Below are 16,565 nucleotides of genomic sequence, written 5' to 3' on the forward strand. Positions count from 1 at the left end.
GCGACAGGCAATATTTGGCCTTAATGGTTTAGAGAGATTCTACAATCCTGTGAGCGGCAATGTAAGGTGTGGTTTCACCGTCGGTGACTTTTTGCTGCATGTCTTCGCACAGCACCCGCGCGCTGGGGCTTTGCTTGAGTCGGCGATCGATTAATTCATGAACAAGGCGCCACATCCATTCCTTATTCTGGATGGCCCTGTTTTTGGAAAAATGGCCAATTTCCTGCGATTTTTCCTTAAAGTTCATTATCATCTGCCAAATGCTGTCAATATTGCCGTTTTCGAGGGCGGAGCACAGCACCACTTCCGGGTGCCAGAAGTGGTTGTGCTGGAGTATGCCCAGGGCATTCTGATAATGACGTTGGGTTTGTTGTGCCAGCTGACGGTTGCTGCCGTCGGCCTTGTTAACGGCAATACCGTCGGCCAGTTCCAGGATGCCTTTCTTGATACCCTGCAGCTCATCCCCGGCATTGGGCAGCATCAGCACCAGAAAGAAGTCCACCATGCCGGCAACTTCGTATTCAGATTGTCCAACGCCTACGGTTTCCACCAGAATGACATCGTAACCGGCTGCTTCGCACAACAGCATGGCTTCCCGGGTTTTCTGGGCCACCCCACCTAGAGCGCCCCCGCTGGGGGAAGGGCGTATAAAGGCGTTCGCCTGTTGCGACAAGACCTCCATGCGGGTTTTGTCACCCAGAATGCTGCCACCGGTGATGGGCGAGCTTGGGTCCACGGCAAGCACCGCTACTTTGTGCCCCTGCCGGATCAGGTGCAGCCCAAAAGCCTCGATGAAAGTGGACTTGCCCACACCGGGAATGCCGGTGATTCCAATCCGGATGCTCTTGCCGGTGTGGGGAAGAATCTGCTCCAGGAGCGCCTGCGCTTCATCGCGATGACGCTCCAGTTTGCTTTCGGTCAGCGTGATGGCTTTTGCCAGGGAACGCCGGTTCCCCTGCAAAAGCGTGGTGATATCAATAGACATTTTGAATTCAGGCAACCTGGTTGATCTCGTCCAGTACCTTACGGGCAGAAACCGGAATTTTGGTGCCTGGACCAAAGATGCCTTTCACACCGGCCTGATACAGGAAATCATAATCCTGGCGGGGAATCACGCCGCCCACCACCACGATGATGTCACTGGCATCTTCGTTTTTCAGCGCCGCAATCAAATCGGGTACCAGGGTTTTGTGGCCGGCGGCCTGTGAGGATACGCCGATGACATGCACGTCATTTTCCACCGCTTGCTTGGCAACTTCTTCCGGGGTTGAAAACAGCGGGGAGAGATCGATGTCAAAGCCAACGTCGGCAAAGGCGGTGGCGATCACTTTAGCACCGCGGTCATGGCCGTCCTGGCCCATTTTTGCCACCAGCATGCGCGGCCGCCGGCCGTGGGATTGCTCGAAGGATTCAATTTCCTGGCGCATTTGCTGCCAGTCACTGTCGGTTTCGTAAGAGCTGCCATAGACTCCGGACACGGTTTTGGCGCTGGCGTTGTAGCGTCCCCAGACTTTTTCAATGGCGTCACTGATCTCACCCACGGTTGCGCGCTGGCGGGCGGCTTTCACTGCCAGATCCAGGCCGTTACCGGCACCGGATTCAGCCCATTGGGTCAATTCAGCAAGTGCTGCGTCACACGCGGCCTGGTCGCGGCTGCCGCGAATGGATTGCAGGCGGGCCACCTGCTGCTCCCGTACCCTGCTGTTGTCGATGTCCAGCACGTCCACGGGATCTTCGTTTTCCAGGATATACTTGTTAACGCCCACGATAACGTCTTCGCCACGGTCAATTCGTGCCTGCTTGCGTGCCGCGGCCTCTTCAATGCGCAGCTTGGGTTCACCTTGTTCAATGGCTTTCGCCATGCCGCCCTTGGTTTGAATGTCCTGGATGATGGCCCAGGCTTTGTCGGCTATTTCCTGAGTCAGGGACTCCATCATGTAGGAGCCGCCCCAGGGGTCTACCACTTTGGTGATGCCGGTTTCTTCCTGCACGATGATCTGGGTATTGCGGGCAATCCGGGCGGAAAACTCCGTGGGCAGGGCGATGGCCTCATCAAATGCATTGGTATGCAGAGATTGGGTGCCGCCGAAAACGGCCGCCATGGCTTCAATGGTCGTGCGCACCACGTTGTTGTAGGGATCCTGCTCGGTCAGAGACCAGCCGGAGGTCTGGCAGTGGGTGCGCAGCATGCGGGAGGTGGGCTTCTGCGGATTGTATTCGCTTACAATTCGGTCCCACAGCAGGCGTGCTGCGCGCAGCTTGGCAATTTCCATATAGAAGTTCATGCCGATGCCGAAAAAGAAAGACAGACGTGGTGCAAACTGATCGATGTCCAACCCGGTTTTGAGGGCGGTTTCGATGTATTCCTTGCCATCTGCCAGTGTGTAGGCCAGCTCCAGGGCCGCGTCTGCACCGGCTTCCTGGATGTGGTAGCCGGAAATGGAGATGGAATTGTACTTGGGCATATTGGCGGAGGTGTAGCCAATGATGTCGCCGATGATGCGCATGGAGCCTTCCGGTGGATAAATATAGGTGTTGCGCACCATGAACTCTTTCAAAATGTCATTCTGAATGGTGCCTGACAGCTTATCCTGACTGACACCCTGTTCTTCTGCCGCCACTATGTACATGGCCAGTACCGGCAATACCGCGCCATTCATGGTCATGGAAACTGAAACCTGGTCCAGCGGGATGCCGTCAAACAGAATTTTCATGTCTTCCACCGAGTCGATGGCGACACCGGCCTTGCCCACGTCACCGGTAACCCGAGGGTGGTCGGAGTCATAACCGCGATGGGTGGCCAGGTCGAATGCAACGGAGGCACCTTGTTGGCCGGCTGCCAGATTCTTGCGATAGAAGGCATTGGATTCTTCGGCGGTAGAGAAGCCTGCGTACTGGCGAATGGTCCAGGGGCGGCCGGCATACATGGTAGCTTTGGGTCCGCGGACGAAGGGGGCAAAGCCGGGCAGGGTATTGGCGTTTTCCAGGTTGGCAGTATCTGCGGCGGTGTAGAGAGGTTTGACGTCGATGCCTTCCGGGGTTTCCCAGATCAACTCATCAGGGGAGCGGCCCTTGCGCTCTTTTGTGGCCAGTTCCTGCCATTGCTCTAATGAAGGCTTGTTGTTCTCTGTCGTCATAACTACCTCGCGTGTTTTTATGCGGTTGACCCTGTGGTCATTTTTTCCGCCCGTAGCCCCAAAAACTAACTCTGTCGATTTTAAAAGGTTATTGGATAAAACGGAAAAGGTACTGAGTCAAAAATGGGAGTTGCCCCTAAAGTGCGGGGTAGACTACCCAAATATTGAAAAGAATTCATCCAAAAAAGCGTTACAGAGATTAAAATCACGTAAAAATCAATGGGTTGAACTGAGTTTGTCCTGATACAAGGCGCACTTTGCCGGTTTCTGCTGGTTTTGAGGATCAGCGCAGTGGCCATTGGGGTGGCGGATTGTCATGTTTGTTGATGAGTTTGCCGGTCGCCACCATTTTAATGCGGTACTGTCTAGCAACGCTGCGCGATTTCATGGATTTTGTCCCAGTGGCCTTTTTCCATCAGGCTTTTGGGGGTTAACCAGGTGCCCCCTGCGCACACCACATTGGGGAGCGACAAGTATTGATTGACGTTGTCTTCCGATACGCCACCGGTCGGAAAGAACTTTATGGTGGGGAAGATTGCGCTCATGGCGGAAATAAAGTCGGTGCCACCGGCCAGTGCCGCAGGAAACAGTTTTACGGTGTCCAAACCATGATTTTCCGCAATCATGATCTCGCTGGGGGTCATGACGCCGGGCACCAGGGCAACGCCCTGGTTATTGGCTTGTTCAATCATAACAGCGTCGGTGCCCGGGCTGACCACAAACTGGGCGCCTGCAGCGATAGCCTGAGTTAATTGCCCGCTGTTTTTGACGGTGCCCGCGCCGATCACCAAATCCGGCCTGGTGTCGGATAAGAGTTTGATCGCTTCCAGCGCGCAATCGGTACGCAGGGTGATCTCCAATACGTGAAAGCCGCAGCTGCTCAATGTATCAGCCAATGGTTGTGCACAGTCCAAAGAAGGCAGCGCAATGACGGGAACAATGGATTTGCCGGCGCTGGCCAGTTCCTGAAAGCTGATAGTCACAATGTGCTCCTAAAAATGTGCTCCTAGAGAATAAAGCTGGCCCCTTGATTGGCCGGGCTTGAATTTTTTCGTGCGTTTTTAAACAGTGCTCTGCCCAGGGATGGTGTTTCATGCTGGGCACAGTATTGCGGCCGCTTATCCAGCGTAGCAGAATCCACCTCAAGAACGAGTTGGTCATTGGACCAATCCAGCCTGATTATGTCTCCGGTTTGGATCTTGCCGATGGGCCCGCCTTTGACGGCTTCGGGCGTGAGGTGGATCGCAGCGGGAAACTTTCCCGAGGCGCCCGACATTCTGCCATCGGTCACCAGTGCAACACGGAAGCCCTGGTTTTGTAAAGAGGTCAGAGGCGGCGTCAGTTTGTGGAGTTCAGGCATACCGTTGGCGGCGGGCCCCTGGCCTGGCAGGACGGCGATGAAATCCTTATTCAATTGACCCTTTTTGAATTGCTCCATAATGTCAATTTGTGATTCAAAAACGATGGCGGGTGCCGTGACATTTTGCGCTTTGCTTTCATCCAGGGAGGATACTTTGATGATGGCTTCACCCAGGTTGCCGCGTAACAATTTAACGCCACCGGTGGGCTTAAAAGGGTGGTGGGCCGGTTTCATGACGGCGTCATCTTTTTCGATGTCCGAGCTTTGCTGCCAGCCAAGGGTGTTATCCGGTTCCAGCAGCGGAAATAATCGGGCATGGTCAAATGATTCGCCATAGGCTGTTTCAATGTCAGTGAACAATAGCTCCTCCCGCCACAGTGCGTCTATCACCGCCGGCGTGCCGCCATTGGCATGAAAAGCGTTTACGTCAGCGGATCCATTTGGGTACAGCCGCGTCAGCAACGGAATGACCTCTGAGAGCGCGGCGATATCATCCCAGGTAAGTTGCCAGCCGCAGGCGCGCCCTATGGCAACCAGGTGCAGGGTGTGATTGGTGGAACCACCGGTGGCCAGAAGGCCAATGACACCGTTCAGAAGATTGGCGGCATCCAATATATAACCTAAGCCGGTTCTCTGTTGCAGGGTGGATTTGATGGTTGCCTTCACGGCGGCTTCGGTCAGGGTATGGCGCAGGTCGGTGTTGGGCGGCACAAAGGCACTGCCCGGTAATTGCAGCCCCATGATTTCCAGCAGCATCTGGTTGGAGTTCGCTGTGCCATAAAAGGTACAGGTTCCCTCGGAGTGATAGGATTTTTCTTCTGATCGCAGCAGAGCTTCTTCGTTCACCTTACCTTCTGCGTAAGCAACCCTGACCTTGCCTTTTTCATCGTTGCTGATTCCGCTGTGCATGGGGCCCGATGGAATGAACAATCCGGGCAGGTGACCGAAGGACAGTGCGCCGATCAGTAATCCGGGTACGATCTTGTCGCATATTCCCAAATAAAGCCCTGCGTCAAAAGTGTTGTGGGATAGGGCGACGGCTGTGGACAGGGCAATGACATCCCGACTGAACAGCGAAAGCTCCATACCGGGCTGCCCCTGAGTTACACCATCGCACATGGCCGGGGTGCCGCCGGCTACCTGTGCTGTAGCACCCTGTTTGAGGGCGTAGTGTTTGATTGCTTCCGGGTAACGGTAGTAGGGCTGATGAGCCGACAACATATCATTGTAGGCGGTTACGATCGCCAGGTTGGGGGTAGCCTGGGTCTGGCGCAGCAACTGTTTTTCGTCGTTACTGGCGGCGGCGTAACTGTGGGCCAGGTTGGTACAACTGATTTGTGAGCGTTGCGGAGCATTGGTTTGCATGTCATCGCACATAGCCAAATAGGCCTGGCGAGTGGACTGACTGCGTTGTGTTAACTGATCCAGTACGCTTTGTAGAACCCGGTGTGTCATGCTATCAATCCTCGCTACTGAATACGGTCAAATTGTTGGCTTGAGACGTCAGGGACGTTATTGGGCTCAACGCATCAGGGTTTGCCACCAGATGACGATAGCAATCAAGCTTGTCTCTTCCGGGAATATAAAGCACCAGGTTTTTAACGGTCAGCAGCCAGTGATAGCTCATGGAAATTCGCGGATGCGGAGCGGCGCCTGGAACAACTTTGACATAATGGTCACTGGAGGTCATGGCCATTTGATAGTCGGTGGAGTCAGGAAAGAGTGACGCGGTATGGCCATCCAGCCCCATCCCCAGTACAGCGATATCCAGAGCACCCGGTATTTGCGCCACGGTGTTGTTGGCTGCTGCGATCGCGGCGTCGAATGAGGTGTCGCTCAGTAAAGCGATCAATGCCGGCTTGCCTCCCGGAATGGAGTTGACGAAATCCCGCAGCATGGTTTCATTCTGTTGGGATTTGTCCGTGGTAAAGCGCTCATCCACCATCAGAAGCGTGACCTGTTCCCAGGGTAAAGGCTGTTTGGCCAATTCAGCCAGCATGGATTTTGGTGAGCTGCCACCAGAAAGGGCACAGTAACAATGTCCTTTTTGTTCAATGCTGCTAGCGATAACATTTGCCACGTAATCCGCAACAATGCCAGGTAAAGCCTCATTTTTTTCCAGGCGAATCTGTGCCATGTTCAATTCCCTTGCCCGTTCGCGCCCTCGAACCACAGCCTGCCGTCTTTTGCCAGTAAAAGGGTTGATCCTGCCGGGCCCCAGCTACCGGATGCGTAGTGCTCCGGCGGGCTGGTCGTTCTCTCCCAGGTTTCCAGAATTGGGTCCACCCAATGCCAGGCCTGTTCCAGTTCGTCCTGACGCAAGAAGAGAGTTTGGTCGCCCTTAATAACGTCCAGTAAAAGGCGTTCATAGGCGTCAGCGGAACGTTTGTTGCCTCGCGATTTCGGATTAAGGTTCAGGTCAATCGTTCGTACATCGATGCCGGGGCCAAGGCGCTTGCCACACAGGCGAAGGGTTATGGACTCATCCGGCTGTAAAGTAATAACCAGTTGATTGCTCATCAGCTGGCCCCGTGGTGTGTCAAAAATCCAGTGAGGCACCTCCTTGAACTGCACTACAATTTCACAGCTGCGATTGGGCAGGCGCTTGCCGGTGCGCAGATAGAAGGGCACGCCGGACCAACGCATATTATCGATCATTACTTTCATTGCCACGAAGGTTTCAATGGTGCTGTTTTCCGCTACACCTTCTTCTTCGGTGTAGCCTGTACAGGGTTTGCCGGCGATGGTGCCGGGGGCGTACTGCCCCCGCACCACATAGCGGCTAATGTCATCGCCAAGCAAGGGTTGCAGTGCATACAGAACTTTCAGTTTTTCGTCCCGGATGCGATCCGGTTCAATGTTGGCGGGAGGCTCCATTGCCAACATACATAACAACTGTAATAGGTGATTCTGTACAATGTCCCTGAGTGCACCTGTTTCTTCATAAAATTCACCGCGGCCTTCCACGCCAATGGCTTCAGATATGGTGATTTGAATGTGGTCGATGTAGTGATGATTCCAGAGGGATTCAAATAATGGGTTGGCAAACCGAAGAACCAGTAGGTTCTGAACCGTTTCTTTTCCCAGGTAGTGATCAATGCGATAGATCTGGGATTCGGTGAAATAGTTGGACATCTGGCCGCTGATGGTTTTGGCGGTACCCAAATCACGTCCAATGGGTTTTTCCAGTACCACCCGGGCATTGGCGTTGATCAAACCCAGTGCTCCCAGGCTGGAGGCAATGGCCGTATACAGGGAGGAGTGGGTGGAGAAATAGAATGTTCTGGGTCGATCATCGTCATCCAATAACGGAATCAACTCGCGATAGGACTCGGTTTTATCAGCCTCTATAGCAATGCAATTCAAGTGTTTTGAAAACTGCTGCCAGGAAACCCGATCCCAGCTGTCTGCCGGAAGATGTTGCTCCAGCTTGTCCTGCACCCGGTGTAAAAATGCTTCTTTACTGGTAGCAGTTCGACCCACCGCAATGATTCGTGTCTGGGAGTGGAAGGGCGTGGTCCGGTAAAGCTGGTATAGTGCGGGCAGTAACTTGCGCATTGCCAGATCACCCGTACCACCGAATAGCACCAAATCGAAAAGGAGATTGCTCGAATCTTTCACCTGTTGCTCCTGCTCCGTTGCCCGCAATGGCTGTCACTGTGGCTGGATGGATTGGTCCTATGGAGTTCATCGCAGCACTTTTTATACCAATACGCTCAAATATCGTTACTTGCAAGTTTTTGAAATGTGAAAGCGGGCTGGATATTTTCATGGACATATGGGTAAAATCTGGGCTCCGTTTAAGACGCTTTTAGCCGACTTAGCGCCTTAAATGGCAAGGAAATTCATATTTTTTGCACAAGGTTGGGTCATGATAAGTAAATGTATTTTTCCGGTGGCCGGTTATGGAACACGATTCTTACCCGCCACAAAATCGCAGCCAAAAGAGATGTTACCTATTGTTAATAAACCCCTGGTTCAATATGGGGTTGAAGAGGCGATGAATGCCGGATTGACGGACATTGGCTTCGTCACGGGCCGAGGTAAGCGGGCCATTGCTGACCACTTTGATATCAGTTATGAGCTTGAGCACCAGATTAAGGGCACCGGCAAAGAGGCTTACCTGAAAAGCATTCGTGAAGTCATCGATACCTGTACGTTTACCTATACCCGGCAAAACGAGATGAAGGGTCTGGGGCATGCGATTCTGACCGCCCGCAAGATGGTGGGGGAAGAGGCCTTCGGCGTTATCCTGGCTGATGATTTGTGCATTGAGCAGGAAGAAGGGGTGATGGCGCAGATGGTGAAACTGTATAAACAGTTTCGGTGCAGCATCATTGCTATCGAAGAAGTGCCTAAAGATGAAATCTTCCGCTACGGTGTGATTGCCGGGGAGAATATCAAGGAAGGCCTGTATCGTGTCACCGATATGGTTGAAAAACCTGACCCCAGTGAGGCTCCCTCCAACCTGGCCATCATTGGTCGCTATATTTTAACTCCCGATATTTTTGAGATCATTGAGCGAACACCGCCGGGTGCAAATGGCGAGGTTCAAATCACGGATGCACTGCTGACCCAGGCCAAGGAAGGGGCGGTTATGGCCTATAAATATCGTGGTAAGCGCTTTGATTGCGGCAGCGTGGACGGTTTTGTAGAAGCCACTAACTACATGTATGAAAATTTCTATAAGAAAGACGGTAACTGCTGATTACCGGTATTTCTGGAAATAGTCTATCAGGCCCTTGGTGGAGCCGTCTTCCGTGGCGGCTTTCCCCGGCTCCTTCAAACTGGCGGTAATTTTTTTGCTCAGTTGCTTGCCAAGTTCCACACCCCACTGATCAAATGCGTTGATATCCCAGACCACTGATTGGGTGAAAATTTTGTGCTCGTAAAGGGCAATCAACTGACCCAGTACATAGGGCGTGAGTAGTGGGTAGACAAGCGTGTTGCTTGGCCTGTTGCCGGGTACAAAGCGGTGTTTGGCCAGGAACCTGGCCTCTGCAGCGGTTTTTCCCTGTGCCAGCATTTCGGCCTCAAGATCCGCCAGGGTTCGTCCCATCATCAATGCCTGGCTTTGCGCCAGGCAGTTCGAGTACAGCGATGTCTGTTGATCAGCTACAGGGTCGGTGGATTGTACGCCGACAATAAAATCAATCGGAATGAAATGCGTGCCCTGGTGCAGTAGCTGGTGGAATGAATGCTGAGTGTTGGTACCAACGCCACCCCACAGTATGGCCCCGGTTGGATAGTCAACAGTGTCACCATCGCGGGTCACGGACTTGCCATTGCTTTCCATATCCAGTTGCTGCAGGTAGGCGGGAAACAGGGCCAGATTCTGGTCGTAACAAATCAATGCCTGTGATTGGGCAGCAAAATAATCGGTATGCCAGATGCCCAACAGCGCCAGAATAACCGGCATATTCTGGCGCAATGGCATGCTGTTGAAGTGCTCGTCCATGGCTCTGGCACCCGCCAGAAAAGATTCGAAGTGATCGCGACCAATGGCCAGCGCAATACTGAGACCGATAGCGGACCAAAGGGAATAGCGCCCACCAACCCAATCCCACATGGGGAAAATATTTTCCTGTGGTATGCCAAATTCAGCCGCCGCTTCAAGATTGGTTGAAACAGCCAGAAAATGGTGTTTGATGGCGTCGTGGCGCCCGGTTTTTTCCAGGAACCAATGGCGTGCTGCGTTGGCATTGGCCAGGGTTTCCAGTGTGGTGAAGGTTTTGGAACAGACCACAAAAAGAGTGGTTTCAGGATTGCAGTGTTCCAGTGTGCGTGAGATGTGCACGGGATCAATGTTGGATACAAACAGGAATCGTGTGTGACCGGCATAGTATTTTTTCAATGCATCCACTGCCATGGCCGGCCCCAGATCAGACCCGCCCACGCCGATATTCACTACGGTATCGATAGGCTTGCCGGTACATCCAAGCAGCTCTGTGGCCTGTAGCTTGTCTGCCAGCAGCAACATGCGCTCACGGGTCTGATTAATATTATCGGCGGTATCCGCATCCAAATGATAACCGCCGTTGCGCAAAGCGGTGTGCAGCACTGCCCGCTGCTCGGTATTGTTAATGGGTTGGCCGCTGAACATGGCATTGATCTTGTCGGTCAGCCGGCATTGTTCAGCCAATCCGATCAGCTCCGCCAGGGCAGCCTCATCAATGTGGTTCTTGGAATAGTCCAGTAAAAGCTCGCCACAGCGGGTACTGAATTCCGCAAACCGATTGGGGTTTGCCTCAAAAAGCGCTGTGATGGGTTGTTGGGTGATGCGTTGTTGATGGGATAGGATCCCTTCTGAAAGAAAAGGACTGTTCGGCACGTTGGCTTCCTTAGCTTGCTATGCTTGAGTTTACGGCTTCCAGCGCTATGAAAGTAGCCACGAAATCGTTTCCAATGGTGAACCTCCCCATCAGCCTGTTAATGGGGACTACGGGTTCGGGTTCCGGGTTGAGTATTTGCGCAATGAACGAACCGTTGCCTGCATTCAATTCCACTCTGGCATCAAGAAAATCAAGAGTGTGATAGTTCAGCGGGAAGTACACTTTATGAATGGACTCTTTGGCGCTGAATATGACTTTGCTCAGAGGAAAAGAAGCAAGATCCCGGCCAGTTGTGTAGGCCAGGCGCGTCATCTGATCCTGTTCAGCGGCTGAGCATATCAAGTCCAGAATGTCCTCACCCAGTGGTGAGGCCTGCTCCACATCCAAGCCAATGCTGCTGTAAACCGTGTCCGGGGCAATGGCAACAACGCATAGCCCGTTGCTGTGACTGATGCTGCCCACCCAGCCCTCGGGCCAGGCAGGCTCCCTTTGCCTGCCCTTTAATAGTGCAGCACATTGAACACCTGCCTCACTCAGCAGGGCGTGGGCACAGTGCCGGCCCGCCCTGAACTCCCGTTTGCGCTTATCCACCGCTTTTTGGATCAGCGCTTCCTCGGCAGCGCACAGCGGGGTTTCCCACATCCAGTCTTCAGCCACTTTCCACAGGACGTTGTCCGATACAATACCCTGCAGCATCTTAGCTGTTACGCTCCAGAAGTTTCCGTTCCCAGTTCAGTGCAGAACTCACAATGGTCTCCAGATTATCGTGCCGGGGTTGCCAGCCGAGTACATCGCGAATTTTAGTGGCCTTGGCGATGAGGGCAGGTGGATCGCCTGCCCGTCGGTCTGTTTCAATGGTTTTCAATGGTTTACCGTTGACTTTTCCAACCATTTCGAGAACTTCCCGCACACTGTAACCGTGGCCGTAGCCGGCATTCAAGGTGATAGACGTACCGCCGTTGCGCAGGTAATCCAGGGCTTTTATATGGGCTGACGCCAGATCCTCCACGTGGATGTAGTCACGAACGCCGGTACCATCGGGTGTGTTGAAGTCCGTTCCGAAAATGTACACCTGGTCCCGTTTGCCAACGGCGCATTCCACCGCCACCTTGGTCAACAAGGTGGCTTTCCGGGTGCTTTGGCCGATGCGCCCTTCCGGGTCACAGCCCGCGACATTGAAATAACGCAATATGACATGGGTCATGGGTGAGGCAAACGCCAAGTCCCGCAGCATGGTCTCGCTCATCAGTTTGGACATGCCGTAGGGGTTGATGGGCTGGGTAGGGGATTCTTCGGTGATGTTGGGGTCTTCAGGTTCGCCGTATACCGCCGCAGTGGAAGAGAAAACAAAATGCTTGATACCGTGATTCTGGCAACATTCCAGCAGGTTGCGGGTATTGGCGGTGTTGTTTCGATAATATTTGAGCGGGTTTTCAACGGATTCGGGGACAATGGTGTGGGCCGCAAAGTGCATGACGGTATCAATGTTGTGTTCTTTCAGAATCCGGCTGACCAGTTCCATATCCCCGGTATCACCTTCAATCAGCTCACCGTACAGGACGGCTTCCGGGAAGCCAGTGGATAAATTGTCCAGAACGACCACATTTTCACCGCGCTCGCCCAGTTGCCGTACAACGTGGCTGCCTATGTAGCCCGCTCCGCCGGTTACCAGGATGCTGCCATTTGCGTTTGTTTCACCCATATTGCTGACTCCCGATTCCTAAAATTTGTGAAAAATCAAAGTCTAACCAGTATATCACGATCTTTGTTACGGCTTTAGAAAAAGCAGTGGCGGCCGATACTGGCTATAGTAAACAGTGGATTAAGATGATGTCTAACACAGCAATATATAGGTGCTGCAAGATGATGGCCAGGATTGGAGTTTGGATGTTGTGCTGCTTGGGACTTGTGCCCGCCCACGACAGTTTGGCGCACCCGGTGGAACCCTGTCTTGCCCGATTAAGCCAGTTGTCGGTCACCCTCAAGGACTGCGAACTGCACCAGGTGGAAGAAGGGCAGTGTGGTTCGTCCCGGGCGCGCCTGGATGCCCAGATTGCCCTGTGCAAACAGCAGCAGTTCACGGATCAGGCGATCAACAGGGGTATCGATTATGGTTATGCCTCTTTGGAGGGGGATGTTGGCCAGAGCCCCTATCGGCGGCAGGTGCGCAAGCAGCAGTGGGAAAATAGCTTGATGAAGCCGAATCTGATCCGTTTTGGCCGCCTGTTTCCGGACGCGCTTCACGTTCATGAGAGCCTGATGGAACGTTTTAACACCCAAGCCTGTCCCAAACAGTACGCGGGTAAGAGTGACCGTTATGTCTACTTTGACGTCACAACGTTAACCCAGTACCCAGCCTCCTACGATGAGCTGGCACCTGAGAAGTATGTTTACTATTTCTTTGCCCCGGAAAAAAAGGGTGTTTGTTATGCCCCGGACGCAGGGGCTGCAGCGGTGGATGCTTCTGCTGCCGGGCCTAGAGTTGTGAATATTCCCGGATATTTCCTGGCTGAACTGGAAGCCGCCGACCGGGTAAAAGTGGTACGCTGTGCGTCCGGTGATTGTGCCGCTGAAAAAACCGCATTGGCGGATCTGTACGATCAATACAGTCAGCAGTACCGGCATCATCGTCAATTGTTGATTTGCTCGGATATCGAGCAGAGAAACGATAGCCGACGAGCCATAAAGGGTGTTAAGCAATCAAAGGTCAAGCTGCCGGACTACTGCCCGGCGCAGGAAATCCAGGTGCAGGCCCTGAACGCCAGGGGGTTGCTGCAACAGTTGGAACAGCGCCTGTTTCAGGACGTAACGTTCCGTATAGAAACTGCAAATTCGGAATAATATTAGATGCTTACCGCCGATTGATAAAAGTGTTGCGGAAGGGCATCATAGATCTTTATTTCCAATTAATCAGAATGACACCCCAGGGAATGGGTAAAAGTAAGGTTTCGGAGAAAGCTAGCCATGACAGACGCATTACCTGTGGCCGATAACGATAATTATGAAGCGCCCAGCCGCAAGCGGTTGCCCTTTTCATTCGCAAAGCGACATGGTGTTGTCATCGAGGAAATCGGCGACGTGGATGCCATGGTGGCCTATAAAGCGGGCGTGACGCCGGCCACCATTGTCGAGATCAGACGTTTTCTGGGTATGCCGATACAGTTTAACGAAGTGAACGAGGGTGAGTTCGAACGCAGACTCTCGAAGGCCTATGAGAACAACTCCAGTGAAGCCATGCAAATGGTTGAGGGGCTGGGGGATGAGCTGGATCTTGCCAGCCTGGCGGATTCCGTTACCGAAACCGAAGACTTGATGGAGCAGGAGGACGACGCTCCCATCATCCGGCTGATCAACGCATTGCTGACGGAAGCGGTCAAGGTCAATGCGTCGGATATTCATATTGAGACCTTTGAGAAACGATTGGTGGTGCGCTTTCGCGTGGATGGTGTTCTGCGTGAGGTGGTGCAACCCAAGCGCCAGTTGGCGCCCCTGTTGGTGTCCCGTATCAAAGTCATGGCGAAACTGGACATTGCCGAAAAGCGGGTGCCCCAGGACGGACGTATCTCCATACGCGTGGGTGGCCGGGAGATCGACGTGCGGGTATCCACCATGCCCAGTAACGCCGGCGAGCGGGTGGTATTGCGACTGTTGGACAAACAGGCGGGGCGCCTGGATTTGACCCATTTGGGCATGGCCGCCGATGACCTGAAACGCATGACCGGCATCATTACCAAACCACACGGCATCATTCTGGTGACCGGCCCCACCGGGTCCGGTAAAACCACCACATTGTATGCCGCGCTTACGCAGCTCAATGACGCCACCCGCAACATCCTGACGGTGGAAGATCCCATAGAATACCAGTTGGAAGGCATCGGCCAGACCCAGGTGAATACCAAGGTGGAAATGACCTTTGCCCGCGGCCTGCGCGCCATGTTACGTCAGGATCCGGACGTGGTGATGGTGGGTGAGATTCGAGACCTGGAGACGGCAGAAATCGCGGTGCAGGCCAGTTTGACCGGTCACCTGGTGTTATCCACCTTGCACACTAATACGGCCATCGGTGCCGTGACCCGATTGCAGGATATGGGAATTGAACCCTTTTTGATCTCGTCTGCGTTGCTGGGTTTACTGGCCCAGCGGCTGGTGCGGGTATTGTGCCCCCACTGCAAAGAGAGCTATGCGCCGGATGCTGGTGAGTGTGAGCTGATGGGCTTCGATCCCGCCAGCGCCCCCCACATACATCGGGCGGTGGGATGCGATGAATGCAATCATCTGGGTTACGCCGGACGTACCGGTATCTACGAGTTGGTGGTGGTGGATGACGAGCTGCGTACCTTGATACACAACAATGCCAGCGAACAGGAAATGACCAAACATGCCCGCCGTTATGGCTCCGGCATTCGGGAAGATGGGCGGCGTAAGATCATGGAAGGGGTCACCACCATCGAAGAAGTCCTGCGGGTGACCAGAGAGGGCTAATTCGTGCCGGCATTTGAGTACGTTGTTCTAGACGAGCGTGGCAAGCAGAAAAAGGGAGTACTGGAAGGTGATAGCGCCCGCCAGGTACGCCAGCAGCTGAAAGAGAAGGGCATGGTGCCCCTGTCGGTGGAAACCACCAGCCAAAAATCCGATAAACAGGACAGCAACAAGTTTCAGTTTGCCAAGGGTTCCATCAGTGCAGGTGATCTGGCCATCATCACCCGGCAGATGGCAACATTGCTGCAGGCCGGGTTGCCGCTGGAAGAAGCCCTGAAGGCGGTTTCCCGGCAACAGGAGAAGGCCAGTAACAAGAGCATGATGCTGGCCATTCGCGCCAAGGTGGTGGAAGGGCATACTTTGGCGGGCAGTTTGAATGAGTTTCCCCGCTCCTTTCCCGAGTTGTATCGGGCGACGGTGGCGGCAGGTGAGCATTCAGGGCATCTGGATCTGGTGCTGGAACAGTTGGCGGACTACACCGAAGCACGCTATCGCACCAAGAAGAAGGTGCAGGGTGCCATGATCTATCCTCTGGTACTCACCAGTTTTGCCTTCCTTATAGTGGCGGGCATGCTCACCTTCGTGGTGCCGAAAATCGTCTCGGTGTTTGAAGACTCCGGGCAGGAACTTCCCGTGCTTACCAGAATCCTAATAGGAGCCAGCGAGCTGCTGCAAAGCTGGTGGTGGCTATTGATCGTGCTGATGGTCGCTGCTGTGTTCGGGTTTAAGCGTGCCCTTAAGAACGAGGCTTTTCGGTTCCGGTTTCATGCCTGGTTGTTAAAGGCGCCTCTGCTTGGCAAAATCACCCGAGGGCTGGATGCCTCCCGCGTGGCCAGTACGCTGAGTATTCTGTCCAAAAGTGGTGTGCCGTTGGTGGATGCCATGAAAATTTCAGGTCAGGTGGCCGGTAACGTCTGTATTCGGGAATCCGTCACCCTGGGGGCGGATAAGCTGAAAGAAGGCAGCTCGCTGTTTGCTGCTCTGGATGGCTCTGGTTATTTTCCGCCCATGATGATGCAGATGATCGCCAGCGGTGAGCGCAGCGGCGAGCTGGATTCCATGCTGGCGCGGGCGGCCACAAACCAGGAACGGGAGCTGGAAGATCTGATCGATACCATCGTCGCGCTGTTTGAACCGCTGATGCTGGTGGTGATGGGTGGCGTGGTCATGATCATTGTACTCTCGATTATGATGCCAATACTGAGTATGAACTCATTGGTTGGCTAACCATTGGATTAAATAACAAAGGTAGTTCTT

At 53.6% G+C, this 16,565-nt stretch carries 13 protein-coding genes; 4 read left to right on the plus strand and 9 right to left on the minus strand.

The window, feature by feature from the left end:
* Nucleotides 1-28: 28 nt before the first annotated feature.
* From meaB to zwf, 6 genes are all read right to left on the minus strand, one after another.
* Complete coding sequence (gene meaB / locus D9N13_RS10790) at nt 29-985, minus strand: methylmalonyl Co-A mutase-associated GTPase MeaB (protein ID WP_290589326.1); 957 nt, start codon at nt 983-985, stop codon at nt 29-31.
* Nucleotides 986-992: 7 nt separating this feature from the next.
* Nucleotides 993-3,137 (minus strand): methylmalonyl-CoA mutase, encoded by a 2,145-nt coding sequence (gene scpA, locus D9N13_RS10795; RefSeq protein WP_290589329.1) that lies wholly within the window; start codon nt 3,135-3,137, stop codon nt 993-995.
* 365 nt (nt 3,138-3,502) lie between these two features.
* Entirely contained in the window at nt 3,503-4,120 is a 618-nt protein-coding gene (gene eda / locus D9N13_RS10800; protein WP_290589332.1) for a bifunctional 4-hydroxy-2-oxoglutarate aldolase/2-dehydro-3-deoxy-phosphogluconate aldolase, read from the minus strand.
* A 23-nt stretch (nt 4,121-4,143) separates the two neighbouring features.
* Nucleotides 4,144-5,952 (minus strand): phosphogluconate dehydratase, encoded by a 1,809-nt coding sequence (gene edd / locus D9N13_RS10805; RefSeq protein ID WP_290589335.1) that lies wholly within the window; start codon nt 5,950-5,952, stop codon nt 4,144-4,146.
* Nucleotides 5,953-5,956: 4 nt separating this feature from the next.
* The gene (gene pgl / locus D9N13_RS10810) at nt 5,957-6,634 is read right to left on the minus strand and encodes a 6-phosphogluconolactonase (RefSeq protein WP_290589338.1); all 678 of its coding nucleotides are present in this window, start codon (nt 6,632-6,634) and stop codon (nt 5,957-5,959) included.
* 2 nt (nt 6,635-6,636) lie between these two features.
* Nucleotides 6,637-8,118, minus strand: coding sequence for a glucose-6-phosphate dehydrogenase (zwf, locus tag D9N13_RS10815; RefSeq protein ID WP_290589340.1), 1,482 nt, complete (start codon nt 8,116-8,118; stop codon nt 6,637-6,639).
* Between the two features lie 250 nt (nt 8,119-8,368).
* On the opposite strand from zwf, the gene galU reads away from it, so the two are divergent.
* Nucleotides 8,369-9,205 (plus strand): UTP--glucose-1-phosphate uridylyltransferase GalU, encoded by an 837-nt coding sequence (gene galU / locus D9N13_RS10820; protein WP_290589849.1) that lies wholly within the window; start codon nt 8,369-8,371, stop codon nt 9,203-9,205.
* Here galU and pgi read toward each other — a convergent pair whose 3' ends face one another.
* Genes pgi through galE form a run of 3 tightly spaced genes read right to left on the minus strand, consistent with a single transcriptional unit; the run spans nt 9,206 to nt 12,531 of the window.
* Complete coding sequence (gene pgi, locus D9N13_RS10825; protein WP_290589343.1) at nt 9,206-10,828, minus strand: glucose-6-phosphate isomerase; 1,623 nt, start codon at nt 10,826-10,828, stop codon at nt 9,206-9,208. It abuts the gene before it with no gap.
* Between the two features lie 10 nt (nt 10,829-10,838).
* Entirely contained in the window at nt 10,839-11,525 is a 687-nt protein-coding gene (locus D9N13_RS10830) for a 4'-phosphopantetheinyl transferase (RefSeq protein ID WP_290589346.1), read from the minus strand.
* A 1-nt stretch (nt 11,526) separates the two neighbouring features.
* Entirely contained in the window at nt 11,527-12,531 is a 1,005-nt protein-coding gene (galE, locus tag D9N13_RS10835) for a UDP-glucose 4-epimerase GalE (protein WP_290589349.1), read from the minus strand.
* Between the two features lie 185 nt (nt 12,532-12,716).
* On the opposite strand from galE, the gene D9N13_RS10840 reads away from it, so the two are divergent.
* The 3 genes from D9N13_RS10840 to gspF all read left to right on the plus strand — a co-directional run bounded on the left by D9N13_RS10840 (nt 12,717) and on the right by gspF (nt 16,535).
* On the plus strand, nt 12,717-13,670 hold the full coding sequence (locus D9N13_RS10840; RefSeq protein ID WP_290589352.1) for a hypothetical protein: 954 nt from the start codon (nt 12,717-12,719) through the stop codon (nt 13,668-13,670).
* A gap of 123 nt (nt 13,671-13,793) precedes the next feature.
* A complete protein-coding gene (gene gspE, locus D9N13_RS10845; RefSeq protein WP_290589355.1) occupies nt 13,794-15,311 on the plus strand; it encodes a type II secretion system ATPase GspE in 1,518 nt (505 codons plus the stop codon).
* A gap of 3 nt (nt 15,312-15,314) precedes the next feature.
* Entirely contained in the window at nt 15,315-16,535 is a 1,221-nt protein-coding gene (gene gspF / locus D9N13_RS10850) for a type II secretion system inner membrane protein GspF (protein ID WP_290589358.1), read from the plus strand.
* Nucleotides 16,536-16,565 lie beyond the last annotated feature (30 nt).

The sequence above is a fragment of the Ketobacter sp. GenoA1 genome (assembly GCF_003671475.1).
Taxonomy (GTDB): Bacteria; Pseudomonadota; Gammaproteobacteria; order Pseudomonadales; family Ketobacteraceae; genus Ketobacter.